The following is a 19,548-nucleotide window of genomic DNA, read 5'->3' as shown; positions in this document are numbered from 1 at the left end:
CAGCTTCAGCCTATGAAAAACAATTACAATCTCCGAAGCATTGCCGCCAAAGCCATCGGCCAGGTTCTGGACCAAGGGCAATCACTCAGTACTGTTCTGCCTGAATTGCAAAAGAATATTGCTGACAAAGATCGTGCGTTGCTACAGGAGTTCTGTTTTGGAACATTGCGCATGTTGCCACAACTCGAATGGTGCATTCAGCAACTGATGGCAAAACCGCTGCTTGGCAAACAACGGATATTGCACTATTTACTGATGGTGGGTATTTATCAGCTGTTATATACCCGGATTCCACCCCATGCCGTGTTGGCGGAAACCGTTGAAGGGGCTGTCGCGTTGAAACGCCCCCAGTTGAAAGGCCTGATTAACGGCGTACTACGTCAGTTTCAACGCCAACAGGAAGCGTTGTTAGCCCGCGCTGCCAACAATGACAGCCGTTATCTGCACCCAAGTTGGTTGCTAAAACGTATCCAGCAAGCCTATCCAACGCAGTGGCAACAGATTATTGATGCCAATAATCAAAAACCTCCAATGTGGCTACGCGTAAACCGCCTGCATCATAAGCGCGAAGATTATCTGCAGTTGATGCAACAAGCTGGTATTGCCGCTATTCCACATAAAACGTATCACGATGCAATACGGTTACCGACACCTTGTTCAGTTACGGATTTACCGGGTTTTACCGAGGGTTGGGTGACCGTGCAAGATGCTTCTGCTCAAGGATGTATTGATCTGCTTGACCCACAGGATGGCGAACATATTCTCGACCTTTGTGCCGCTCCGGGTGGCAAAACCACGCATATTCTGGAAGCTGCCCCTAAAGCTCATGTTATGGCGGTCGATATTGATGAACAACGCTTAAGCCGGGTAAAAGAAAACCTACAGCGTCTGCGCCAAAATGCCGAAGTTAGGCAAGGGGATGGCCGAATGCCGCAACAATGGTGCGGTAGTCAACAGTTTGACCGTATTCTGTTAGACGCCCCTTGTTCTGCCACTGGCGTCATACGTCGCCATCCAGATATCAAATGGTTACGCCGTGATAGTGATATCGCAGAGTTGACCACATTACAAAGCGAAATTCTTAACGCCATCTGGCCGCACCTCAAACCAGGGGGAACCCTGGTTTATGCGACCTGCTCTATTCTGCCACCAGAAAACTGTGAACAGATTGCGGCATTCCTGCAATGCCACAGCGATGCCAAGTTGGTTGATACTGGTGATGTTCAATCACCTGGTCAGCAGAATCTTCCTCATCCTGAAGATGGTGATGGTTTCTTTTACGCTAAGTTGATTAAAATATAATTGTCTAGAGAAGGCTTCCGAGTCTTCTCACTATCGGCTACGGCCGTTGCAAATCGAGTAGAGAATTCGATGAAAATAATTATTCTTGGTGCAGGTCAGGTCGGTGGAACACTGGCAGAAAATCTGGTTGGCGAAAATAACGATATCACTGTGGTTGATAGTGATGGAGGTCGTCTGCGCCAATTGCAGGACAAATTTGACTTACGTGTTGTCCAAGGGCACGGTTCTCATCCGCGAGTGTTACGCGAAGCAGGAGCGGAGGATGCTGACATGCTGGTTGCGGTCACTAATTCTGATGAAACCAATATGGTTGCCTGCCAGATTGCCTATTCGCTGTTTAATACCCCAAAACGTATCGCACGCATCCGCTCACCAGACTATATTCGTGAATCCGAAAAGTTATTCCAACCAGAAGCGGTGCCCATTGATCACCTAATTTCACCAGAACAACTGGTGATTGATTATATCTATAAATTGATCGAATTCCCCGGCGCCTTACAAGTGGTCAATTTTGCCGAGGGTAAGGTCAGTATCGCCGCAGTAAAAGCGTATTATGGTGGCCCACTGGTCGGTAATGCTCTCTCTTCAATGCGTGAACATATGCCACATATTGATACGCGTGTCGCAGCCATCTTTCGTCAAGACAGACCCATACGTCCCCAAGACTCTACGGTTATTGAAGCCGGCGATGAAGTCTTCTTCGTTACCGCTACACAGAATATCCGCGCGGTAATGAGCGAACTACAACGGCTCGAAAAGCCTTACAAACGCATTATGATCGTGGGTGGTGGCAACGTAGGTGCAGGGTTAGCACAACGGTTGGAGAAAACCTATAGCGTAAAACTAATTGAGCGCAACCAACAGCGTGCAGCCGATCTGGCGGAGCAACTACACGACACTATTGTGTTTTATGGTGACGCTTCCGATCAGGAACTACTGATTGAAGAACATGTTGAGCAGATGGATGTCTTTATTGCCATCACCAACGATGATGAAGCCAATATCATGTCTGCCATGCTAGCCAAACGCATGGGGGCCAAAAAGGTCATGGTATTGATCCAGCGCCGAGCCTATGTCGATTTAATGCAGGGCAGTGACATTGATATCGCAATTTCACCGCAGCAAGCGACCATCTCCGCTCTGTTAGGGCATGTCCGTAAAGCCGACATCATCAGCGTATCATTATTACATCGCGGGGTTGCCGAGGCTATCGAAGCTATCGCACATGGCGATGAGAATACCTCCAAGGTGGTTGGCCGCATGGTAGAAGATATTAAATTGCCACCGGGAACCACGATTGGTGCCATCGTACGCGGTGATGATGTCATTATTGCCAACAGCAATAATAGAATTCAGCAAGGTGATCACGTCATTATGTTTATCACCGATAAAAAGTTTGTGCCTGACGTAGAGCGCCTGTTTCAGCCAAGCCCGTTCTTCCTGTAAACCAATGACGCGAGTCCTGATGGCCAATTTCTTAAAGGCAATATGACCATCGGGGAATACCGATAAGCCAGCAGCTTATGACGATGGGTATATACTTAGTTTATTAACTTACTAGGGGGTACTCAGATGGGCATGTTAAAGGAGTTCCGCGAGTTTGCCATGCGTGGCAATGTCGTCGATTTAGCCGTTGGTGTGATTATTGGTGCCGCGTTTGGTCGGGTCGTCTCTTCACTGGTTGCTGATATCGTTATGCCACCATTGGGTTTATTGATCGGAGGGGTTGATTTTAAACAGTTCCACTTGGTGTTGCGTGAGGCCGAGGGAAACATCCCTGCTGTGGTGATGAACTATGGTGCTTTTCTACAGAATATTTTTGATTTCATCATTGTCGCTTTTGCTATCTTTATGATCATCAAGCTAATGAACAAATTACGCAGCAAAGAAGATGAAAAGCAAACAGTCCCGCCAGCACCAACGGCAGAAGAGACTCTGTTGACAGAAATTCGTGACCTGCTCAAGCAACAATCCAAACAATAGTTATCTTGCAATGTGGGTTGGCTTAGAACCAGAAAACCAGTGGTAAATCGTCTAAGAACAACTTACCACTGGTCTCCCGGCACTCACCTTTAGCATGTTTAGCTTTACGCCGATAACTCCCTTTTCCTTTACTATTTTTTTCAACCCGCTGATGAAAAAGAGGGTCATGTAGCAATGCCACAATAGCATTGTCCTGTATCTGGCCTTTGGTATGCCGATATTTAGTCATAATATTCACCAATGGTTTGTAACGATAAATTGGCTGCTATAAAAAATATTCAAATCGCACGACTTAATTTGTCTTCACGTGCTCCATGCTCCAGTGCCTCCAAAATAGAACAATAATTACTGCTATGAGCGCTACCACAGCAAGCATCACTGAGTCGTTTAAGCGAGTCACGCATTCGCGTTAATTCAGTCAATTTGTCCTCGACCTCTTGCAAGCGTGCATCAACAATAGATTTAGACTCTTTGCAGGTATGATGCCCAGGATCGACACGGATCGATAACAGCTCCGCTATCGTTCCTAGCGTAAAGCCTAATTGTTTGGCATAACGAATAAAACGCAAGCGCTGTAAATCCTGAGTACTATACAGCCGATATCCCCCTTCTGTACGCTCATTATGCTCCATCATGCCTTGTTTTTCATAATAGCGTACCGTATCAGGTGTGACATCGGCAAGTTTAGCCAATTGACCGATTTTGAACATCACAACCCTCCTCGGGAGTCTATTTTCCATTAATCGCCTGTTGATACAGCCTATACAAAAATCTGTATTCATATCAGGATGAATATTAATCATACAGGATTTGGGAAATAACATTAGCCAAATCGCAGGCGTAAAAAAACCGGGCAAGCCCGGTTTTTTTACGCTCTGACAGATATTACTCTGCAGTTGCCACTTCTGCTTGAGACTCAGCACGATCAACCAGCTCGATGTATGCCATCGGCGCGTTGTCACCTGCGCGGAAGCCACACTTCAAAATGCGGGTATAACCGCCTGCACGGCTCGCGAAACGCGGGCCTATCTCATTAAACAGTTTTGCCACGATCTCGTTATCACGAGTACGGGCGAATGCCAGACGACGATTAGCTACGCTGTCGGTCTTGGCAAGAGTAATCAGCGGCTCAACAACGCGACGCAGCTCTTTCGCTTTTGGCAGGGTCGTCTTGATGATTTCATGACGAACCAAAGAGCCGGCCATATTACGGAACATAGCCTGGCGATGGCTGCTGTTACGGTTCAGTTGACGACCACTCTTACGATGGCGCATGACCTTATCCTTCTCAGTAAAACCTTAACCTGTGATCCGGTTACTCGTCAGCAATGCTTGCCGGTGGCCAGTTTTCTAGGCGCATGCCCAGAGACAAACCACGGGAGGCTAGCACGTCTTTAATCTCAGTAAGAGATTTTTTACCCAGGTTAGGCGTTTTCAATAGCTCAACCTCGGTACGCTGTACCAGATCACCGATGTAGTGGATAGCTTCTGCCTTGAGGCAGTTAGCAGAGCGGACAGTCAATTCCAGATCGTCAACAGGGCGCAGCAGGATTGGATCGAACTCTGGCTTCTCTTCCTTCACTTCCGGCTGACGTACATCACGCAAGTCAACGAAAGCTTCCAGTTGTTCAGCCAAAATAGTAGCCGCACGGCGGATCGCCTCTTCAGGATCGATCGTGCCATTGGTTTCCATCTCGATTACCAGCTTGTCCAGATCGGTACGCTGTTCTACACGCGCTGCTTCAACATTGTAGGCAATACGCTCTACAGGGCTATAGCAAGCGTCAACCAACAGACGGCCAATTGGGCGCTCATCTTCTTCCGAATGAATTCGGGCAGAAGCCGGTACATAACCATGACCACGCCGAACTTTGATACGCATACTGATAGCAGCATTCTCATCAGTCAGGTGGCAAATAATGTACTGCGGCTTGACGATTTCAACATCACCATCATGGGTGATGTCGGCAGCGGTCACAGGGCCAATGCCAGACTTATTCAGGGTAAGAATAACTTCATCTTTGCCTTGAACTCTCACCGCCAGCCCTTTCAGGTTGAGCAAGATCTCCAGGATATCTTCCTGTACGCCTTCTTTGGTGCTGTACTCATGCAGTACACCATCAATCTCAACCTCGGTCACCGCGCAACCCGGCATAGATGAAAGCAGAATACGGCGCAGTGCATTGCCAAGAGTATGGCCAAAGCCACGCTCTAAAGGCTCAAGGGTCACCTTGGCGTGCGTCGAACTGATTTGCTCGATATCTACCAGGCGCGGTTTTAGAAACTCTGTCACAGAACCCTGCATTGTGTCCTCTCTTTGAAACTCAAGCCTTACTTGGAGTAAAGCTCGACGATCAGGTGTTCGTTAATGTCGGCGGAGAGATCAGTACGTTCAGGAATACGTTTGAACACACCTTCCATCTTCGCAGCATCAACTTCCAGCCAAGTTGGCTTTTCACGCTGCTCAGCCAGCTCCAGAGAAGCCTTAACACGAGACTGCTTTTTAGCTTTCTCGCGGATGCTGACTACGTCATTCGGAGATACCTGATAAGAAGCGATGTTAACAACGCGACCATTTACCATAACCGCCTTGTGGCTAACCAGTTGGCGTGCTTCTGCACGGGTAGCGCCAAAGCCCATACGGTAAACTACGTTGTCCAAACGACCTTCCAGAAGGGTCAACAGGTTTTCACCGGTATTACCTTTCAGGCGAGTTGCTGTTTTGTAATAGTTCCGGAACTGACGTTCCAAAACACCATACATACGGCGAACTTTTTGTTTCTCACGTAACTGCACACCATAGTCTGATAGACGCGGTTTACGCGCACCATGTTGACCTGGTGGTTGCTCAAGTTTGCACTTTGAATCGATCGCGCGAACGCCAGACTTCAGGAACAGGTCTGTGCCCTCGCGGCGGCTAAGCTTGAGCTTAGGACCCAAATATCTTGCCATTTTCTTTCTCCAACAATCCGAAAAGCAGGGGCGTTATACGCGACGCTTTTTCGGCGGACGACAACCGTTATGAGGGATCGGAGTCACATCAGTAATATTAGTGATGCGGAAACCAGCCGCGTTAAGAGCGCGGATAGTAGACTCACGACCAGGACCAGGTCCTTTAACCATAACTTCCAGGTTCTTGATACCGTATTCTTTTACTGCGTCAGCACAACGTTCTGCTGCAACCTGAGCTGCAAACGGCGTTGACTTACGTGAACCACGGAAACCGGAACCACCGGCAGTTGCCCAACCCAAAGCATTACCCTGACGATCGGTAATAGTCACAATGGTGTTGTTGAAAGAAGCATGGATATGAGCCACGCCGTCAGAGACTTGTTTTCTTACACGTTTACGTGTACGAACAGGTGCCTTTGCCATTATTCAATCACCCCGATTATTTCTTGATCGGTTTACGCGGACCCTTACGGGTACGTGCGTTAGTCTTGGTACGCTGACCGCGTACTGGCAGACCACGACGATGGCGTAAACCACGGTATGTACCAAGATCCATCAGACGCTTGATGCTCAGGGTAACTTCACGACGCAAATCACCTTCAACAGTGAATTTTGCAACCGCTTCACGCAGTTGTTCAATTTGCTCTTCAGACAGCTCACTGATCTTAACATGTTCGGCAATACCCGTAGATGCACAGATAGACTGTGAACGAGTTTTACCAATTCCGAAAATCGACGTTAAGGCGATAACGGTATGTTTATGATCAGGAATGTTAATGCCTGCTATACGGGCCACTATGCACTCCTATTTATTTTTACGGCAACACCATTCTGAAAAGCCCGTTTTCAGGATACTCAAATAATGTTGCAGCTACATACAAAAGATTGGCTGGCTAATCTAGCCAGCTCAACCCAACTTTGCAAGAAAAATATGCGAGATAATCAGCCTTGACGCTGTTTATGCTTCGGCTCGGCACTACAAATTACACGAACGACACCGTTACGCTTAACGATTTTGCAGTTACGACATAATTTCTTGACGGAAGCACGAACTTTCATTTTTACTCTCCGTAACTTCTCAAACGCACCTGACTAGCGGCCATAGCCTTTCAGGTTTGCTTTCTTTAATGCAGACTCATACTGACTTGACATCATCAGAGTTTGCACTTGAGCCATAAAGTCCATGATGACGACAACAACAATCAGTAACGAGGTACCACCAAAGTAGAATGGTACTTTCATTGCATCACGCATGAACTCCGGGATCAGGCAGATAAAAGTAATGTACATTGCGCCAATTAACGTTAAGCGCGTCATTACCTTATCAATATACTTAGCCGTTTGCTCTCCCGGACGAATTCCTGGTACGAAGGCACCGGACTTCTTCAGGTTATCTGCTGTTTCTCTTGGGTTGAAAACCAACGCCGTATAGAAGAAACAGAAGAAGATGATTGCAGACGCATAGAGTAACACATAAAGCGGTTGTCCAGGCTGCAAATAGAACGAAATCGTTGTCAGCCAGTTCCAACCTGTGCCGCCCCCAAACCATGATGCAATCGTGGCTGGGAACAGAATAATACTGGAAGCGAAGATAGCAGGAATAACACCAGCCATATTCACTTTCAGTGGTAAATGTGTACTCTGTGCTGCGTAAACACGACGACCTTGTTGACGCTTCGCGTAGTTAACAACGATACGACGTTGACCGCGCTCCATGAAAACAACGAAGAAGGTTACTGCAAACACTAACACTGCAACCAACAGCAACAGGAGGAAGTGCAGATCACCTTGCCGAGCTTGCTCAATAGTATGGCCAACTGCTGGTGGAAGACCCGCTACAATACCCGCGAAGATAATGATCGAGATACCGTTACCGATACCACGTTCAGTTATCTGCTCACCTAGCCACATCAGGAACATTGTCCCGGTCACCAGGCTCACAACCGCAGTAAAGTAGAACGCAAAACCTGGATTTATCACCAGGCCTTGCATCCCAGGCATATTCGGCAAACCAGTAGCAATACCGATCGACTGGAATATGGCCAATACCAGCGTACCGTAACGGGTATACTGGCTAATCTTGCGACGACCAGCTTCCCCTTCCTTTTTGATTTCTGCCAACGTTGGGTGAACCACCGTTAACAGCTGGATAATAATCGATGCCGAGATATACGGCATGATGCCCAGAGCAAAAATAGAAGCACGGCTGAGAGCACCACCAGAGAACATGTTAAACATTTCAATGATGGTGCCTCTTTGCTGCTCAAGCAATTTGGCAAGCACAGTGGCATCGATACCAGGAATCGGGATGAAAGAGCCGATACGGAAGACGATCAGTGCGCCGATAACAAACAAAAGTCTGCGCTTGAGCTCACCGATCCCACCTTTAGCACTTTGAAAATCTAATCCTGGTTGCTTGGCCATTAGCTCACTTATTCCTCAATTTTGCCGCCAGCAGCTTCGATAGCAGCACGAGCGCCTTTGGTAACACGCAAACCACGCAGGGTAACCGGACGAGCGATTTCGCCTGAAAGCATAACTTTCGCGAATTCGATCTGGATACCAACAACGTTAGCGGCTTTCAGCGCGTTCAGGTCGATTACGTCGCCTTCAATCAGAGCCAGTTCAGACAGACGAACTTCTGCCGTGATCATAGCTTTGCGAGAGGTGAAGCCAAACTTCGGCAAACGACGATATAAAGGCATCTGACCACCTTCGAAACCGCGACGTACGCCACCGCCAGAACGAGACTTCTGACCTTTGTGACCACGGCCGCCGGTTTTACCCAGGCCAGAACCAATACCACGACCTACACGCTTCGGCGCATGCTTGGCACCTTCAGCCGGAGACAGAGTATTTAAACGCATCTGTTACTCCTCAACCTTAACCATGTAGGAAACCAGATTGATCATACCACGAACAGCAGGAGTATCCTCGCGCTCTACGGTGTGACCAATACGACGCAGACCCAGGCCGAGCAATGTAGCTTTATGCTTCGGCAGACGGCCAATGGAGCTGCGAACTTGTGTAACTTTGATAGTCTTAGCCATGGTCAATTACCCCAGAATGTCTGCAACGGATTTACCACGCTTGGCAGCGACCATTTCAGGAGACTTCATACTTTCCAAAGCATCGATAGTTGCACGAACCACGTTAATCGGGTTAGTGGAACCATAAGCTTTAGCCAATACGTTGTGCACCCCAGCAACTTCGAGAACAGCGCGCATTGCACCACCCGCGATGATACCGGTACCTTCGTGAGCTGGCTGCATAAACACACGAGACCCAGTGTGAGCACCTTTAACAGGGTGCTGCAGGGTGCCGCTGTTAAGCGCGACGTTCATCATGTTGCGACGGGCTTTTTCCATCGCTTTCTGGATCGCTGCTGGAACTTCGCGTGCTTTGCCGTAGCCAAAACCAACGCGACCGTTACCATCACCAACAACTGTCAGTGCGGTAAAGCTGAAAATACGGCCACCTTTTACGGTTTTAGATACGCGGTTTACCGCGATCAGCTTTTCCTGCAGTTCGCCAGCTTGTTTTTCGATGTGAGCCATCTTAAACCTCTTCCTTAGAACTGAAGGCCAGCTTCACGGGCAGCATCTGCCAGTGCCTGGACTCGACCATGATATTGGAAACCGGAACGGTCAAAGGATACTTTCGCAATGCCTTTTTCCAACGCGCGCTCAGCAATAGCTTTACCTACAGCCGCTGCGGCGTCTTTATTTCCGGAATATTTTACTTGCTCAGTGATAACTTTTTCTACTGTAGAAGCAGCTACCAGTACTTCAGAACCATTGGGAGCAATAACCTGTGCGTAAATATGACGCGGGGTACGATGTACCACCAGGCGGGTTGCACCCAGTTCTTTGAGCTTACGGCGTGCGCGGGTCGCACGACGGATACGAGCAGATTTCTTATCCATAGTGTTACCTTACTTCTTCTTAGCCTCTTTGGTACGCACGACTTCGTCGGCGTAACGGACACCTTTGCCTTTATAGGGCTCAGGACGGCGGTAGGCACGCAGATCTGCAGCAACCTGGCCAATAATCTGCTTATCAGCGCCTTTCAGCACGATTTCAGTTTGGCTTGGGCATTCAGCAGTAATACCTGCTGGCAGCTGATGATCGACCGGGTGAGAGAAGCCTAAGGCTAAATTCACCACATTGCCTTTAACAGCAGCACGATAACCAACACCTACCAATTGAAGCTTCTTGGTGAAGCCTTCGGTAACACCGATAACCATTGCGTTCAACAGAGCGCGCGTGGTACCCGCTTGGGCCCATGCATCGGCAAAACCTTCGCGCGGAGCGAAAGTCAGTGCGTTAGCTTCTTGCTTAACGATAACAGCGTCATGGACTGTACGAGTCAGCTCGCCGTTCTTACCCTTTATCGAAATAACCTGACCGTTGAGTTTTACCTCTACGCCGGCAGGAATGACGACGGGTGCTTTTGCAACACGAGACATTCTTTCCTCCCGAATTAAGCTACGTAGCAGATAATCTCGCCACCAAGACCAGCTTGGCGAGCTGCACGATCGGTCATAACACCTTTAGAGGTAGAAACAACAGCGATACCCAAACCGGCCATAACTTTTGGCAGCTCATCTTTTTTCTTATAGATGCGCAGACCTGGACGGCTGATACGTTGAATGCTCTCTACCACTGCCTTACCCTGGAAGTACTTAAGTACCAGTTCCAGAACAGGCTTGGCATCACCTTCGACTTTAAAATCTTCAATAAAACCTTCTTCCTTCAGCACGTTGGCAATCGCCACTTTCAGCTTGGAGGAAGGCATGGTGACCGCAACTTTGTTCGCGGCTTGACCGTTACGGATACGGGTCAGCATATCCGCGATCGGATCTTGCATGCTCATCTGTCTTTACTCCCGTGATTCAATTGGTAATTACCAGCTAGCCTTTTTCAAGCCTGGTACTTCACCGCGCATAGCGGCTTCACGCAACTTGATACGGCTCAACCCGAATTTGCCCACATAACCATGTGGACGGCCAGTTTGGCGGCAGCGTTTGCGCTGACGAGACGGGCTTGAATCACGCGGCAGAGTCTGCAGCTTGAGAACAGCATCCCAACGATCTTCATCGGATGAGTTCACACTAGAAATAATAGCTTTCAATTCCGCACGTTTAGCGCGGTATTTATCAGCCAGTTTTACGCGAACGACTTCGCGTGCTTTCATTGATTGCTTTGCCATAAGTCAACTCTGCCTTACTTGCGGAAAGGGAAGTTAAAAGCAGCCAACAGCGCGCGGCCTTCATCATCAGATTTCGCAGTAGTGGTAATGGTAATATCCAAACCACGAACGCGGTCGACTTTGTCATAGTCGATTTCTGGGAAGATGATTTGCTCACGCACACCCATGCTGTAGTTACCACGACCATCGAATGACTTAGCGGATAAACCACGGAAGTCACGGATACGTGGAACAGCAATGGAAATCAGACGCTCAAAGAACTCCCACATGCGTTCGCCACGCAGAGTTACTTTACAGCCGATCGGATAGCCCTGGCGGATTTTGAAGCCTGCAACAGATTTGCGTGCTTTGGTGATCAACGGCTTTTGACCGGAGATTGCTGTCAAGTCAGCTGCTGCATTATCCAGCAGTTTCTTGTCAGCGATCGCTTCACCAACACCCATATTCAGGGTGATCTTCTCGACCCGAGGGACTTGCATGACAGAGTTGTAATCAAACTGAGACATCAGTTGTTTGACTACCTCGTCTTTATAGAAATCATGCAGTTTCGCCATCGTCATACTCCAAATTACTTGATAGTTTCGCTGTTTGATTTGAAGAAACGGACTTTTTTGCCGTCTTCGAATCTAAAGCCTACACGGTCAGCCTTGCCAGTAGCCGCGTTGAACAGTGCAATGTTAGAAATTTGAATAGCTGCTTCTTTTTCTACAATGCCACCTGGTTGGTTCAGAGCCGGTACAGGCTTCTGATGTTTCTTAACCAGGTTGATACCTTCAACAATGACCTTACTAGCAGACAGGACATTTTTTACTTTCCCGCGCTTACCTTTATCTTTGCCGGTAAGCACGACAACTTCGTCATCGCGACGGATTTTCGCTGCCATGGTTCGCTCCTTAGAGTACTTCTGGTGCCAGAGAGATAATTTTCATGAACTTCTCATTACGCAGTTCACGAGTTACCGGCCCAAAAATACGCGTACCGATGGGTTGCTCACTGTTATTGTTTAAAATAACGCATGCATTACCATCGAAGCGAATGACAGAACCGTCCGGGCGACGTACACCCTTCTTGGTGCGCACCACTACCGCTTTCAGCACATCGCCTTTCTTCACCTTACCGCGAGGAATTGCTTCCTTGATGGTAATTTTGATGATGTCGCCGACGCCTGCGTAGCGACGGTGCGAGCCACCTAGAACCTTGATACACATTACGCGACGTGCACCGGAGTTGTCGGCCACGTTCAGCATAGTCTGTTCTTGGATCATGTTAGTGCTCCGCTAATGTCAACTACAACTTTAGGACCTATTAACAGGTCGTTTAAAAGCCCCATACCTGAGGGCGCAGCATTATAACACCGCTTCCAAAAGTTGGGTAGAAAAAATAAACGGCCCATTTTCCGAGCCGTTTATTCAGTTAGAGCCAGCTACTCTATTACAGAATCGCTTTCTCTACAACGCGAACCAACGTCCATGACTTAGTCTTGGACAGTGGGCGGCATTCGCGGATTTCAACCACGTCACCGATACCACACTCGTTGTTCTCGTCATGTACGTGTAGCTTAGTCGTACGCTTGATGAATTTCCCGTAGATTGGGTGCTTCACCGTACGCTCGATAGCAACAACGATGGATTTCTCCATTTTATCACTAACAACACGACCTTGCAGAGTACGGATAATATCAGTCATTTACGCACCCGCCTTTTCAGTCAATAAAGTCTTCACACGTGCGACATTACGACGCACTTGTTTCAACAGGTGAGTTTGTTGCAGTTGGCCACTCGCCGCCTGCATGCGCAAGTTAAATTGCTCACGCAGCAGGTTGAGCAGCTCAGTGTTTAACTCTTCAACACTCTTTTCACGCAGCTCTTGTGCTTTCATTACATCACCGTCTTAGTTACAAAGGTGGTTTTGATAGGCAGTTTCGCTGCTGCCAGCTTGAATGCTTCACGGGCAATTTCTTCCGGTACACCGTCCATCTCGTACAGGACTTTACCAGGCTGGATCAGGGCAACCCAATACTCCACGTTACCCTTACCTTTACCCATACGCACTTCAAGCGGCTTCTCGGTGATCGGTTTGTCCGGGAATACACGGATCCAGATCTTGCCTTGACGCTTAACTGCACGAGTCATTGCACGACGAGCTGCTTCGATTTGACGAGCAGTCAGACGGCCACGGCCAACAGCTTTCAGACCGAAAGTGCCGAAGCTAACATCCGTACCTTGTGCCAGACCACGGTTGCGGCCCTTGTGCATCTTACGGAATTTTGTACGCTTTGGTTGTAACATTCAGCGACTCTCCTTACTTGCGGCCTTTACGCTGCTGCTTTTTAGGTTGAGCAGCCGGTTCAGGTTGTTCAACTGCAGCCATACCACCCAGGATCTCACCTTTGAAGATCCATACCTTAACGCCGATTACACCATAAGTGGTGTGCGCTTCAGAGGTGTTGTAATCGATATCCGCACGCAGGGTATGCAACGGAACACGACCTTCACGGTACCATTCAGTACGCGCGATTTCAGCACCGCCAAGGCGGCCGCTTACTTCAACTTTGATACCTTTAGCGCCAAGACGCATGGCGTTTTGTACAGCACGCTTCATTGCACGACGGAACATAACACGACGTTCCAGCTGTGAAGTGATGCTGTCAGCAACCAATTTTGCGTCCAGTTCCGGTTTACGGACTTCGGCGATATTGATTTGCGCAGGAACGCCAGCGATATCCGCTACGACCTTACGCAGTTTTTCGACATCTTCACCTTTCTTGCCGATAACGATGCCTGGACGAGCAGTGTGAATAGTCACACGGATGCTCTTCGCAGGACGCTCGATAACGATGCGAGAAACGGAAGCTTTCGCCAATTCTTTAGTCAGGAATTGGCGAACTTTAAAGTCGCTGTCCAGGTTGTCAGCGAATTCTTTGGTATTCGCATACCAGGTAGAGTTCCAAGGTTTGACAATACCCAGGCGAATACCATTAGGATGTACTTTCTGACCCATTGCTAATCTCCAGAGTCTCAGCGATCGGACACAACCACAGTAATGTGGCTGGTGCGCTTCAGGATGCGATCTGCACGACCTTTTGCACGCGGCATAATACGCTTCATGCTTGGGCCTTCATCAACGAAGATTTTCGTGACTTTCAGATCATCAATGTCGGCGCCATCGTTGTGCTCTGCGTTAGCAATAGCAGACTCTAGCACTTTCTTAACCAATACAGCCGCTTTCTTGTTGGTGTAGGTCAGTGTATCCAGAGCTTGCGACACTTTCTTACCGCGAATCAGGTCTGCCACCAGGCGAACCTTCTGAGCAGAAGAACGAGCGTGGCGATGTTTAGCGATAGTTTCCATCTCTTCCTCCTACCTTAGCGCTTTTTGGCTTTTTTATCAGCCGCATGGCCGCGATAAGTACGAGTCGGCGCGAATTCACCCAGTTTGTGACCGACCATTTCATCGGAAACAAATACTGGTACGTGCTGACGACCATTATGGACAGCGATGGTCAAACCGATCATGTTAGGAAAGATCGTTGAACGACGGGACCAAGTGCGCAAAGGCTTCTTGTCACCGCTTTCCACCGCTTTCTCTACCTTCTTCAGCAAGTGCAGGTCAATAAAAGGACCTTTCTTGAGAGAACGTGGCATGGCTTATCCTCTAATTATTTTTTACTACGGCGACGTACGATGAACTTGTCAGTACGCTTGTTGCTACGGGTCTTCTTACCTTTGGTCTGAACGCCCCACGGTGTGACCGGGTGCTTACCAAAGTTACGACCTTCACCACCACCGTGTGGGTGATCGACTGGGTTCATCGCCGTACCGCGAACGGTAGGACGAATACCACGCCAACGAGCAGCACCTGCTTTACCCAGGACGCGCAGCATATGTTCAGCGTTACCGACTTCACCCAAGGTGGCGCGGCAATCAACTGGAACTTTACGCATTTCGCCTGAACGCAGACGCAGAGTCACGTAGGAACCATCACGTGCAACGATCTGAACATAGGCACCCGCGGAACGAGCCAGTTGGCCGCCTTTACCGGGTTTCATTTCTACGTTATGAACCGTTGAACCTACTGGGATGTTACGCATCGGCAGAGTGTTACCTGCTTTGATTGCCACATCAACGCCAGATTGAATCTGGTCACCAGCTTTCAGCCCTTTCGGTGCCAGGATGTAACGACGCTCACCATCTTGGTACAGAACCAGCGCGATATTCGCGGAACGGTTCGGATCGTACTCCAGACGCTCAACGACTGCAGGAATACCGTCTTTGTTGCGCTTAAAGTCAACTAAACGATAATGCTGCTTATGGCCACCACCGATATGACGCGTAGTGATGCGACCATTATTGTTACGACCACCGGTCTTGCTGCTTTTTTCTAACAGCGGGGCAAAAGGCTTACCTTTATGCAACTCAGGGTTAACCACTTTGACGACGTGGCGACGGCCCGGAGATGTAGGTTTACATTTAACAATTGCCATTGTTCTTACTCCTCCGACTTACTCTGCGCCGCCCATGAAGTCCAGATTCTGGCCTTCTTTCAGGGTGACGTAAGCTTTTTTCCAGTCGCTACGACGACCAACACGCTGACCGTGACGCTTCACTTTGCCTTTAACCAGCAAGGTGTTTACGTCTTCGACTTCGACTTCAAACAGTTTCTGCACTGCAGCTTTGATTTCTGCTTTGGTCGCGTCTTTGGCAACTTTGAGAACGATGGTGTTGTTTTTCTCCATCGCAGTGGATGCTTTTTCAGATACGTGCGGTGCACGCAGCACTTTCAGCAAACGTTCTTCACGGATCATGCCAGCATCTCCTCAACTTGCTTCACAGCATCAGCAGTCATAACCACTTTGTCGAAGGCGATCAGGCTAACTGGGTCGATACCTGCTACATCGCGCACGTCAACCTTATACAGGTTACGAGCAGCCAGGAACAGATTCTCATCCAGTTCACCGGTTACGATCAGCACATCTTCCAGCGCCATATCTTTCAGTTTCTGTGCCAGCAACTTGGTTTTAGGTGCTTCTACAGAGAACTTCTCGACAACGATCAGACGATCTTGACGTACCAATTCGGACAGGATGCTTCTCAGCGCGCCGCGGTACATCTTCTTGTTTACTTTCTGACTGTGGTCTTGTGGCTTTGCAGCGAAGGTCACACCACCGGAACGCCAGATCGGGCTCTTGACAGAACCTGAACGCGCACGGCCAGTACCTTTCTGGCGCCACGGTTTTTTACCGGAACCAGTCACTTCAGCACGGGTCTTCTGAGCACGAGTACCTTGACGGGCACCTGCTGCATAAGCAACAACAACCTGGTGTACCAGCGCTTCGTTGAAATCACGACCGAAGGTAGTTTCGGAAACAGTCAGCGCGCTTTGCGCGTCTTTCAATGCTAATTCCATTGCTATCCCCTTACGCCTTCACAGCTGGTTTAACGATCAGGTTGCCACCGGTTGCGCCCGGAACAGCACCTTTAACCAGCAGCAGGTTACGCTCAGCGTCAACACGTACTACGTCCAGGCTTTGAACAGTCACACGCTCATCACCCAGGTGGCCAGCCATTTTCTTGCCTTTGAACACTTTGCCCGGAGTCTGGTTCTGACCGATAGAACCCGGAACGCGGTGAGACAAGGAGTTACCGTGGGTAGCGTCTTGGGTACGGAAGTTCCAGCGCTTTACAGTGCCAGCAAAACCTTTACCTTTTGAAGTCCCGGTAACATCGACTTTTTTGACATCAGCAAAAATTTCTACGCTGATATCTTGACCTGCAGCGAACTCTTCACCTTCTGCAAGGCGGAATTCCCACAGACCACGGCCAGCTTCAACGCCAGCTTTAGCGAAATGGCCCGCTTCCGGTTTGGTCACACGGTTAGCTTTTTTGCTACCAGTAGTGACTTGGATGGCACGGTAGCCGTCGCTCGCCAGGTCTTTAACCTGAGTCACGCGGTTCGCTTCAATTTCAATTACGGTTACTGGGATAGAAACGCCATCTTCAGTGAAGATGCGGGTCATGCCCAATTTTTTACCGACTAAACCAATCATTGTTTCAACCTCTCAATCGCTCAATGACCTGATTAACCCAGGCTGATCTGCACGTCTACACCGGCAGCCAGATCCAGACGCATCAGAGCATCAACGGTTTTCTCAGTTGGCTCAACGATGTCAACCAGACGCTTGTGAGTGCGAATCTCGTACTGATCACGCGCATCTTTATTAACGTGCGGAGAAATCAGAACGGTAAAGCGCTCTTTGCGAGTTGGCAGCGGGATCGGACCACGAACTTGCGCACCAGTGCGCTTAGCAGTCTCGACGATTTCCGCAGTTGATTGATCGATCAGACGATGATCAAACGCTTTCAGGCGGATACGGATTCTTTGGTTCTGCATGAGACCAGAGCTCCAATTATTTATAAACGTAAATAATTACTCCTCGCACCCATTTCGATTGATGGGGGAGTGTAATCGTCAACATATAACCCCCATATCGGGAGTATTGTTCGAGAGGCAAAACGAACTTGCCAGTCGACTGATTCGCTAAAATCAGGCCACCAAGATCAGGTAGGCCCGCGCATTATACGCAAAACAGGGTAAGAAGCAAGCCAAGGATGAAATATAACCACAGGAAAAACCATGGTGACTTATCGCTAACATAATGAAAGGCGCTATACCCACGTCAATCAAACTGCAGGAGCGCAATAATCTGTTGTGTGGGTAATGACTCTATCTGCTACTGCGGCCTAATTTATGCAATCAAGGCTGAGTCATGATCTTTATTGATAGTTAAAAAAAATCATAAAAAAAGGGCACCTGGATAAGTGCCCTATTCAACTACTTAAAAATTATCTGCAATTAAGCGATAACTTTAGCAACAACACCTGCACCAACGGTACGGCCACCTTCACGGATTGCAAAACGCAAACCGTCATCCATCGCGATTGGGTGGATCAAGGTCACTTTCATGTTCACGTTGTCACCTGGCATCACCATCTCTACGCCTTCTGGCAGTTCGATGGTACCGGTTACGTCAGTTGTACGGAAGTAGAACTGTGGACGGTAACCTTTGAAGAATGGGGTATGACGACCACCTTCTTCTTTGCTCAGGATATACACTTCTGAATCGAACTGAGTGTGTGGCTTGATTGAGCCTGGCTTGGCCAGAACCTGACCACGCTCGATATCTTCACGCTTGATACCACGCAGCAGAACACCTACGTTCTCACCAGCACGACCTTCGTCCAGCAGTTTGCGGAACATTTCAACACCGGTACAAGTTGATTTCACGGTATCCTTGATACCGACGATTTCAACTTCTTCACCCACCTTGACGATGCCGCGCTCTACACGACCGGTAACTACAGTACCACGGCCAGAAATAGAGAATACGTCTTCGATTGGCAGCAGGAATGGCTTGTCAATCGCACGCTCTGGTTCTGGAATGTAAGAATCCAGGAAGCCAGCCAGTTCGATGATCTTCGCTTCCCACTCTGCGTCGCCTTCCAGTGCTTTCAGCGCTGAACCACGAATCACTGGCAGGTCATCACCAGGGAAATCATAAGCAGACAGAAGTTCACGAACTTCCATTTCTACCAGTTCCAGCAGCTCTTCATCATCAACCATGTCACACTTGTTCATGAATACGATGATGAAAGGAACGCCAACCTGACGACCCAGCAGGATGTGCTCACGAGTCTGAGGCATTGGGCCATCAGTCGCTGCCACAACCAGAATAGCGCCGTCCATCTGAGCAGCACCGGTGATCATGTTTTTCACATAGTCGGCGTGCCCTGGGCAGTCAACGTGTGCGTAGTGGCGAGTCGGGGTATCATATTCAACGTGTGAAGTGTTGATGGTGATACCACGTGCTTTTTCTTCTGGTGCGTTATCGATCTGATCGAAAGCACGTGCATTACCGCCGTAGGTTTTAGCCAGAACGGTGGTGATTGCAGCTGTCAGGGTAGTTTTACCATGGTCAACGTGGCCGATAGTACCGACGTTAACGTGGGGTTTTGTACGTTCAAATTTTTCTTTAGACACGGCTATATTCCTTACTCTTGTGCTCCCCCCTCATGGAGGGAGCACTGATCAATGTGTTAAACCC

At 48.8% G+C, this 19,548-nt stretch carries 34 protein-coding genes; 3 read left to right on the top strand and 31 right to left on the bottom strand.

The window, feature by feature from the left end:
- The first annotated feature begins 12 nt into the window (after nucleotides 1-12).
- The 3 genes from rsmB to mscL all read left to right on the top strand — a co-directional run bounded on the left by rsmB (nucleotide 13) and on the right by mscL (nucleotide 3,285).
- The gene (gene rsmB / locus ACX9GV_RS19575) at nucleotides 13-1,302 is read left to right on the top strand and encodes a 16S rRNA (cytosine(967)-C(5))-methyltransferase RsmB (RefSeq protein ID WP_473196602.1); all 1,290 of its coding nucleotides are present in this window, start codon (nucleotides 13-15) and stop codon (nucleotides 1,300-1,302) included.
- 69 nt (nucleotides 1,303-1,371) lie between these two features.
- On the top strand, nucleotides 1,372-2,748 hold the full coding sequence (gene trkA / locus ACX9GV_RS19570; RefSeq protein WP_023491762.1) for a Trk system potassium transporter TrkA: 1,377 nt from the start codon (nucleotides 1,372-1,374) through the stop codon (nucleotides 2,746-2,748).
- Between the two features lie 126 nt (nucleotides 2,749-2,874).
- Nucleotides 2,875-3,285 carry a large-conductance mechanosensitive channel protein MscL gene (gene mscL, locus ACX9GV_RS19565; RefSeq protein ID WP_473196601.1) on the top strand — a complete coding sequence of 137 codons (411 nt, stop codon included), beginning with the start codon at nucleotides 2,875-2,877 and terminating at the stop codon, nucleotides 3,283-3,285.
- Nucleotides 3,286-3,307: 22 nt separating this feature from the next.
- On the opposite strand, the gene ACX9GV_RS19560 is transcribed toward mscL, so the two are convergent.
- The 31 genes from ACX9GV_RS19560 to tuf form a co-directional block, all read right to left on the bottom strand.
- Complete coding sequence (locus tag ACX9GV_RS19560) at nucleotides 3,308-3,514, bottom strand: alternative ribosome-rescue factor A (RefSeq protein WP_473196600.1); 207 nt, start codon at nucleotides 3,512-3,514, stop codon at nucleotides 3,308-3,310.
- A gap of 49 nt (nucleotides 3,515-3,563) precedes the next feature.
- Nucleotides 3,564-3,995: a Zn(2+)-responsive transcriptional regulator gene (gene zntR, locus ACX9GV_RS19555; RefSeq protein ID WP_473196599.1), complete on the bottom strand. Its 432-nt coding sequence runs from the start codon at nucleotides 3,993-3,995 to the stop codon at nucleotides 3,564-3,566.
- Between the two features lie 175 nt (nucleotides 3,996-4,170).
- Nucleotides 4,171-4,560, bottom strand: coding sequence for a 50S ribosomal protein L17 (rplQ, locus tag ACX9GV_RS19550; RefSeq protein WP_023491834.1), 390 nt, complete (start codon nucleotides 4,558-4,560; stop codon nucleotides 4,171-4,173).
- Between the two features lie 40 nt (nucleotides 4,561-4,600).
- The gene (locus tag ACX9GV_RS19545) at nucleotides 4,601-5,590 is read right to left on the bottom strand and encodes a DNA-directed RNA polymerase subunit alpha (protein WP_023491836.1); all 990 of its coding nucleotides are present in this window, start codon (nucleotides 5,588-5,590) and stop codon (nucleotides 4,601-4,603) included.
- 26 nt (nucleotides 5,591-5,616) lie between these two features.
- Nucleotides 5,617-6,237 carry a 30S ribosomal protein S4 gene (rpsD, locus tag ACX9GV_RS19540; protein WP_023491837.1) on the bottom strand — a complete coding sequence of 207 codons (621 nt, stop codon included), beginning with the start codon at nucleotides 6,235-6,237 and terminating at the stop codon, nucleotides 5,617-5,619.
- A 33-nt stretch (nucleotides 6,238-6,270) separates the two neighbouring features.
- Nucleotides 6,271-6,660, bottom strand: coding sequence for a 30S ribosomal protein S11 (gene rpsK, locus ACX9GV_RS19535; RefSeq protein WP_004929731.1), 390 nt, complete (start codon nucleotides 6,658-6,660; stop codon nucleotides 6,271-6,273).
- 16 nt (nucleotides 6,661-6,676) lie between these two features.
- On the bottom strand, nucleotides 6,677-7,033 hold the full coding sequence (gene rpsM, locus ACX9GV_RS19530; protein ID WP_012147213.1) for a 30S ribosomal protein S13: 357 nt from the start codon (nucleotides 7,031-7,033) through the stop codon (nucleotides 6,677-6,679).
- Nucleotides 7,034-7,179: 146 nt separating this feature from the next.
- Nucleotides 7,180-7,296, bottom strand: a complete 117-nt coding sequence (rpmJ, locus tag ACX9GV_RS19525; protein WP_002227352.1) for a 50S ribosomal protein L36 — start codon at nucleotides 7,294-7,296, stop codon at nucleotides 7,180-7,182.
- Nucleotides 7,297-7,329: 33 nt separating this feature from the next.
- Nucleotides 7,330-8,661: a preprotein translocase subunit SecY gene (gene secY / locus ACX9GV_RS19520; protein ID WP_023489881.1), complete on the bottom strand. Its 1,332-nt coding sequence runs from the start codon at nucleotides 8,659-8,661 to the stop codon at nucleotides 7,330-7,332.
- Nucleotides 8,662-8,669: 8 nt separating this feature from the next.
- The gene (rplO, locus tag ACX9GV_RS19515; RefSeq protein ID WP_023489880.1) at nucleotides 8,670-9,104 is read right to left on the bottom strand and encodes a 50S ribosomal protein L15; all 435 of its coding nucleotides are present in this window, start codon (nucleotides 9,102-9,104) and stop codon (nucleotides 8,670-8,672) included.
- Between the two features lie 3 nt (nucleotides 9,105-9,107).
- Entirely contained in the window at nucleotides 9,108-9,287 is a 180-nt protein-coding gene (rpmD, locus tag ACX9GV_RS19510) for a 50S ribosomal protein L30 (protein WP_004956161.1), read from the bottom strand.
- A gap of 6 nt (nucleotides 9,288-9,293) precedes the next feature.
- Nucleotides 9,294-9,794, bottom strand: a complete 501-nt coding sequence (rpsE, locus tag ACX9GV_RS19505; protein ID WP_023489879.1) for a 30S ribosomal protein S5 — start codon at nucleotides 9,792-9,794, stop codon at nucleotides 9,294-9,296.
- Between the two features lie 14 nt (nucleotides 9,795-9,808).
- A complete protein-coding gene (gene rplR, locus ACX9GV_RS19500) occupies nucleotides 9,809-10,162 on the bottom strand; it encodes a 50S ribosomal protein L18 (protein WP_023489878.1) in 354 nt (117 codons plus the stop codon).
- Nucleotides 10,163-10,171: 9 nt separating this feature from the next.
- Complete coding sequence (gene rplF, locus ACX9GV_RS19495; RefSeq protein WP_023489877.1) at nucleotides 10,172-10,705, bottom strand: 50S ribosomal protein L6; 534 nt, start codon at nucleotides 10,703-10,705, stop codon at nucleotides 10,172-10,174.
- Nucleotides 10,706-10,719: 14 nt separating this feature from the next.
- On the bottom strand, nucleotides 10,720-11,112 hold the full coding sequence (rpsH, locus tag ACX9GV_RS19490) for a 30S ribosomal protein S8 (RefSeq protein ID WP_023489876.1): 393 nt from the start codon (nucleotides 11,110-11,112) through the stop codon (nucleotides 10,720-10,722).
- 30 nt (nucleotides 11,113-11,142) lie between these two features.
- Nucleotides 11,143-11,448, bottom strand: coding sequence for a 30S ribosomal protein S14 (gene rpsN / locus ACX9GV_RS19485; protein WP_023489875.1), 306 nt, complete (start codon nucleotides 11,446-11,448; stop codon nucleotides 11,143-11,145).
- 14 nt (nucleotides 11,449-11,462) lie between these two features.
- Nucleotides 11,463-12,002: a 50S ribosomal protein L5 gene (rplE, locus tag ACX9GV_RS19480; protein ID WP_473196598.1), complete on the bottom strand. Its 540-nt coding sequence runs from the start codon at nucleotides 12,000-12,002 to the stop codon at nucleotides 11,463-11,465.
- 14 nt (nucleotides 12,003-12,016) lie between these two features.
- The gene (gene rplX, locus ACX9GV_RS19475; RefSeq protein ID WP_023489873.1) at nucleotides 12,017-12,331 is read right to left on the bottom strand and encodes a 50S ribosomal protein L24; all 315 of its coding nucleotides are present in this window, start codon (nucleotides 12,329-12,331) and stop codon (nucleotides 12,017-12,019) included.
- A gap of 10 nt (nucleotides 12,332-12,341) precedes the next feature.
- Nucleotides 12,342-12,713, bottom strand: coding sequence for a 50S ribosomal protein L14 (rplN, locus tag ACX9GV_RS19470; RefSeq protein ID WP_000613954.1), 372 nt, complete (start codon nucleotides 12,711-12,713; stop codon nucleotides 12,342-12,344).
- Nucleotides 12,714-12,879: 166 nt separating this feature from the next.
- On the bottom strand, nucleotides 12,880-13,134 hold the full coding sequence (gene rpsQ / locus ACX9GV_RS19465; RefSeq protein WP_023489872.1) for a 30S ribosomal protein S17: 255 nt from the start codon (nucleotides 13,132-13,134) through the stop codon (nucleotides 12,880-12,882).
- Complete coding sequence (gene rpmC / locus ACX9GV_RS19460) at nucleotides 13,135-13,326, bottom strand: 50S ribosomal protein L29 (RefSeq protein ID WP_002218942.1); 192 nt, start codon at nucleotides 13,324-13,326, stop codon at nucleotides 13,135-13,137.
- A complete protein-coding gene (gene rplP / locus ACX9GV_RS19455) occupies nucleotides 13,326-13,736 on the bottom strand; it encodes a 50S ribosomal protein L16 (RefSeq protein ID WP_023489871.1) in 411 nt (136 codons plus the stop codon). The genes rpmC and rplP overlap by 1 nt, the downstream gene beginning before the upstream one ends.
- 13 nt (nucleotides 13,737-13,749) lie before the next feature.
- The gene (gene rpsC, locus ACX9GV_RS19450) at nucleotides 13,750-14,448 is read right to left on the bottom strand and encodes a 30S ribosomal protein S3 (protein ID WP_004956187.1); all 699 of its coding nucleotides are present in this window, start codon (nucleotides 14,446-14,448) and stop codon (nucleotides 13,750-13,752) included.
- Nucleotides 14,449-14,465: 17 nt separating this feature from the next.
- Nucleotides 14,466-14,798 (bottom strand): 50S ribosomal protein L22, encoded by a 333-nt coding sequence (rplV, locus tag ACX9GV_RS19445; RefSeq protein ID WP_023489870.1) that lies wholly within the window; start codon nucleotides 14,796-14,798, stop codon nucleotides 14,466-14,468.
- 14 nt (nucleotides 14,799-14,812) lie between these two features.
- Entirely contained in the window at nucleotides 14,813-15,091 is a 279-nt protein-coding gene (gene rpsS, locus ACX9GV_RS19440; protein WP_004929772.1) for a 30S ribosomal protein S19, read from the bottom strand.
- A 14-nt stretch (nucleotides 15,092-15,105) separates the two neighbouring features.
- Nucleotides 15,106-15,930, bottom strand: a complete 825-nt coding sequence (rplB, locus tag ACX9GV_RS19435) for a 50S ribosomal protein L2 (RefSeq protein ID WP_023489869.1) — start codon at nucleotides 15,928-15,930, stop codon at nucleotides 15,106-15,108.
- 18 nt (nucleotides 15,931-15,948) lie between these two features.
- Nucleotides 15,949-16,251 (bottom strand): 50S ribosomal protein L23, encoded by a 303-nt coding sequence (gene rplW, locus ACX9GV_RS19430; protein WP_023489868.1) that lies wholly within the window; start codon nucleotides 16,249-16,251, stop codon nucleotides 15,949-15,951.
- A complete protein-coding gene (gene rplD, locus ACX9GV_RS19425) occupies nucleotides 16,248-16,853 on the bottom strand; it encodes a 50S ribosomal protein L4 (RefSeq protein WP_023489867.1) in 606 nt (201 codons plus the stop codon). Before rplD ends, rplW begins: the two co-directional genes overlap by 4 nt.
- Before the next feature lie 10 nt (nucleotides 16,854-16,863).
- A complete protein-coding gene (gene rplC, locus ACX9GV_RS19420) occupies nucleotides 16,864-17,493 on the bottom strand; it encodes a 50S ribosomal protein L3 (protein ID WP_023489866.1) in 630 nt (209 codons plus the stop codon).
- 32 nt (nucleotides 17,494-17,525) lie between these two features.
- Nucleotides 17,526-17,837, bottom strand: coding sequence for a 30S ribosomal protein S10 (rpsJ, locus tag ACX9GV_RS19415; RefSeq protein WP_001181005.1), 312 nt, complete (start codon nucleotides 17,835-17,837; stop codon nucleotides 17,526-17,528).
- A gap of 462 nt (nucleotides 17,838-18,299) precedes the next feature.
- Nucleotides 18,300-19,484, bottom strand: a complete 1,185-nt coding sequence (gene tuf / locus ACX9GV_RS19410) for an elongation factor Tu (RefSeq protein ID WP_473196597.1) — start codon at nucleotides 19,482-19,484, stop codon at nucleotides 18,300-18,302.
- Nucleotides 19,485-19,548 lie beyond the last annotated feature (64 nt).

The organism is Serratia sp. 25CWL12 (assembly GCF_055790885.1).
Note: the sequence above shows the minus strand (reverse complement) of the source record. Positions and strands in the feature narration are given on the sequence as shown.

Bases quoted from the DNA above. Each gene is read 5' to 3' on its own strand.
- rplO (WP_023489880.1), bottom strand. From the start codon at position 9,104: ATGCGTTTAAATACTCTGTCTCCGGCTGAAGGTGCCAAGCATGCGCCG.
- rpsH (WP_023489876.1), bottom strand. From the start codon at position 11,112: ATGAGCATGCAAGATCCGATCGCGGATATGCTGACCCGTATCCGTAAC.
- mscL (WP_473196601.1), top strand. From the start codon at position 2,875: ATGGGCATGTTAAAGGAGTTCCGCGAGTTTGCCATGCGTGGCAATGTC.
- rplD (WP_023489867.1), bottom strand. From the start codon at position 16,853: ATGGAATTAGCATTGAAAGACGCGCAAAGCGCGCTGACTGTTTCCGAA.
- rpsE (WP_023489879.1), bottom strand. From the start codon at position 9,794: ATGGCTCACATCGAAAAACAAGCTGGCGAACTGCAGGAAAAGCTGATC.
- rpsS (WP_004929772.1), bottom strand. From the start codon at position 15,091: ATGCCACGTTCTCTCAAGAAAGGTCCTTTTATTGACCTGCACTTGCTG.
- rpmJ (WP_002227352.1), bottom strand. From the start codon at position 7,296: ATGAAAGTTCGTGCTTCCGTCAAGAAATTATGTCGTAACTGCAAAATC.
- rpsK (WP_004929731.1), bottom strand. From the start codon at position 6,660: ATGGCAAAGGCACCTGTTCGTACACGTAAACGTGTAAGAAAACAAGTC.
- rpmD (WP_004956161.1), bottom strand. From the start codon at position 9,287: ATGGCTAAGACTATCAAAGTTACACAAGTTCGCAGCTCCATTGGCCGT.
- rsmB (WP_473196602.1), top strand. From the start codon at position 13: ATGAAAAACAATTACAATCTCCGAAGCATTGCCGCCAAAGCCATCGGC.
- secY (WP_023489881.1), bottom strand. From the start codon at position 8,661: ATGGCCAAGCAACCAGGATTAGATTTTCAAAGTGCTAAAGGTGGGATC.
- rpsN (WP_023489875.1), bottom strand. From the start codon at position 11,448: ATGGCAAAGCAATCAATGAAAGCACGCGAAGTCGTTCGCGTAAAACTG.
- rpmC (WP_002218942.1), bottom strand. From the start codon at position 13,326: ATGAAAGCACAAGAGCTGCGTGAAAAGAGTGTTGAAGAGTTAAACACT.
- ACX9GV_RS19545 (WP_023491836.1), bottom strand. From the start codon at position 5,590: ATGCAGGGTTCTGTGACAGAGTTTCTAAAACCGCGCCTGGTAGATATC.
- rpsJ (WP_001181005.1), bottom strand. From the start codon at position 17,837: ATGCAGAACCAAAGAATCCGTATCCGCCTGAAAGCGTTTGATCATCGT.
- ACX9GV_RS19560 (WP_473196600.1), bottom strand. From the start codon at position 3,514: ATGACTAAATATCGGCATACCAAAGGCCAGATACAGGACAATGCTATT.
- rplN (WP_000613954.1), bottom strand. From the start codon at position 12,713: ATGATCCAAGAACAGACTATGCTGAACGTGGCCGACAACTCCGGTGCA.
- rplX (WP_023489873.1), bottom strand. From the start codon at position 12,331: ATGGCAGCGAAAATCCGTCGCGATGACGAAGTTGTCGTGCTTACCGGC.
- rplR (WP_023489878.1), bottom strand. From the start codon at position 10,162: ATGGATAAGAAATCTGCTCGTATCCGTCGTGCGACCCGCGCACGCCGT.
- trkA (WP_023491762.1), top strand. From the start codon at position 1,372: ATGAAAATAATTATTCTTGGTGCAGGTCAGGTCGGTGGAACACTGGCA.
- rpsC (WP_004956187.1), bottom strand. From the start codon at position 14,448: ATGGGTCAGAAAGTACATCCTAATGGTATTCGCCTGGGTATTGTCAAA.
- rplP (WP_023489871.1), bottom strand. From the start codon at position 13,736: ATGTTACAACCAAAGCGTACAAAATTCCGTAAGATGCACAAGGGCCGC.
- rplF (WP_023489877.1), bottom strand. From the start codon at position 10,705: ATGTCTCGTGTTGCAAAAGCACCCGTCGTCATTCCTGCCGGCGTAGAG.
- rplV (WP_023489870.1), bottom strand. From the start codon at position 14,798: ATGGAAACTATCGCTAAACATCGCCACGCTCGTTCTTCTGCTCAGAAG.
- rplW (WP_023489868.1), bottom strand. From the start codon at position 16,251: ATGATCCGTGAAGAACGTTTGCTGAAAGTGCTGCGTGCACCGCACGTA.
- rpsD (WP_023491837.1), bottom strand. From the start codon at position 6,237: ATGGCAAGATATTTGGGTCCTAAGCTCAAGCTTAGCCGCCGCGAGGGC.
- rplQ (WP_023491834.1), bottom strand. From the start codon at position 4,560: ATGCGCCATCGTAAGAGTGGTCGTCAACTGAACCGTAACAGCAGCCAT.
- rplB (WP_023489869.1), bottom strand. From the start codon at position 15,930: ATGGCAATTGTTAAATGTAAACCTACATCTCCGGGCCGTCGCCACGTC.
- rplC (WP_023489866.1), bottom strand. From the start codon at position 17,493: ATGATTGGTTTAGTCGGTAAAAAATTGGGCATGACCCGCATCTTCACT.
- zntR (WP_473196599.1), bottom strand. From the start codon at position 3,995: ATGTTCAAAATCGGTCAATTGGCTAAACTTGCCGATGTCACACCTGAT.
- rplE (WP_473196598.1), bottom strand. From the start codon at position 12,002: ATGGCGAAACTGCATGATTTCTATAAAGACGAGGTAGTCAAACAACTG.
- rpsQ (WP_023489872.1), bottom strand. From the start codon at position 13,134: ATGACTGATATTATCCGTACTCTGCAAGGTCGTGTTGTTAGTGATAAA.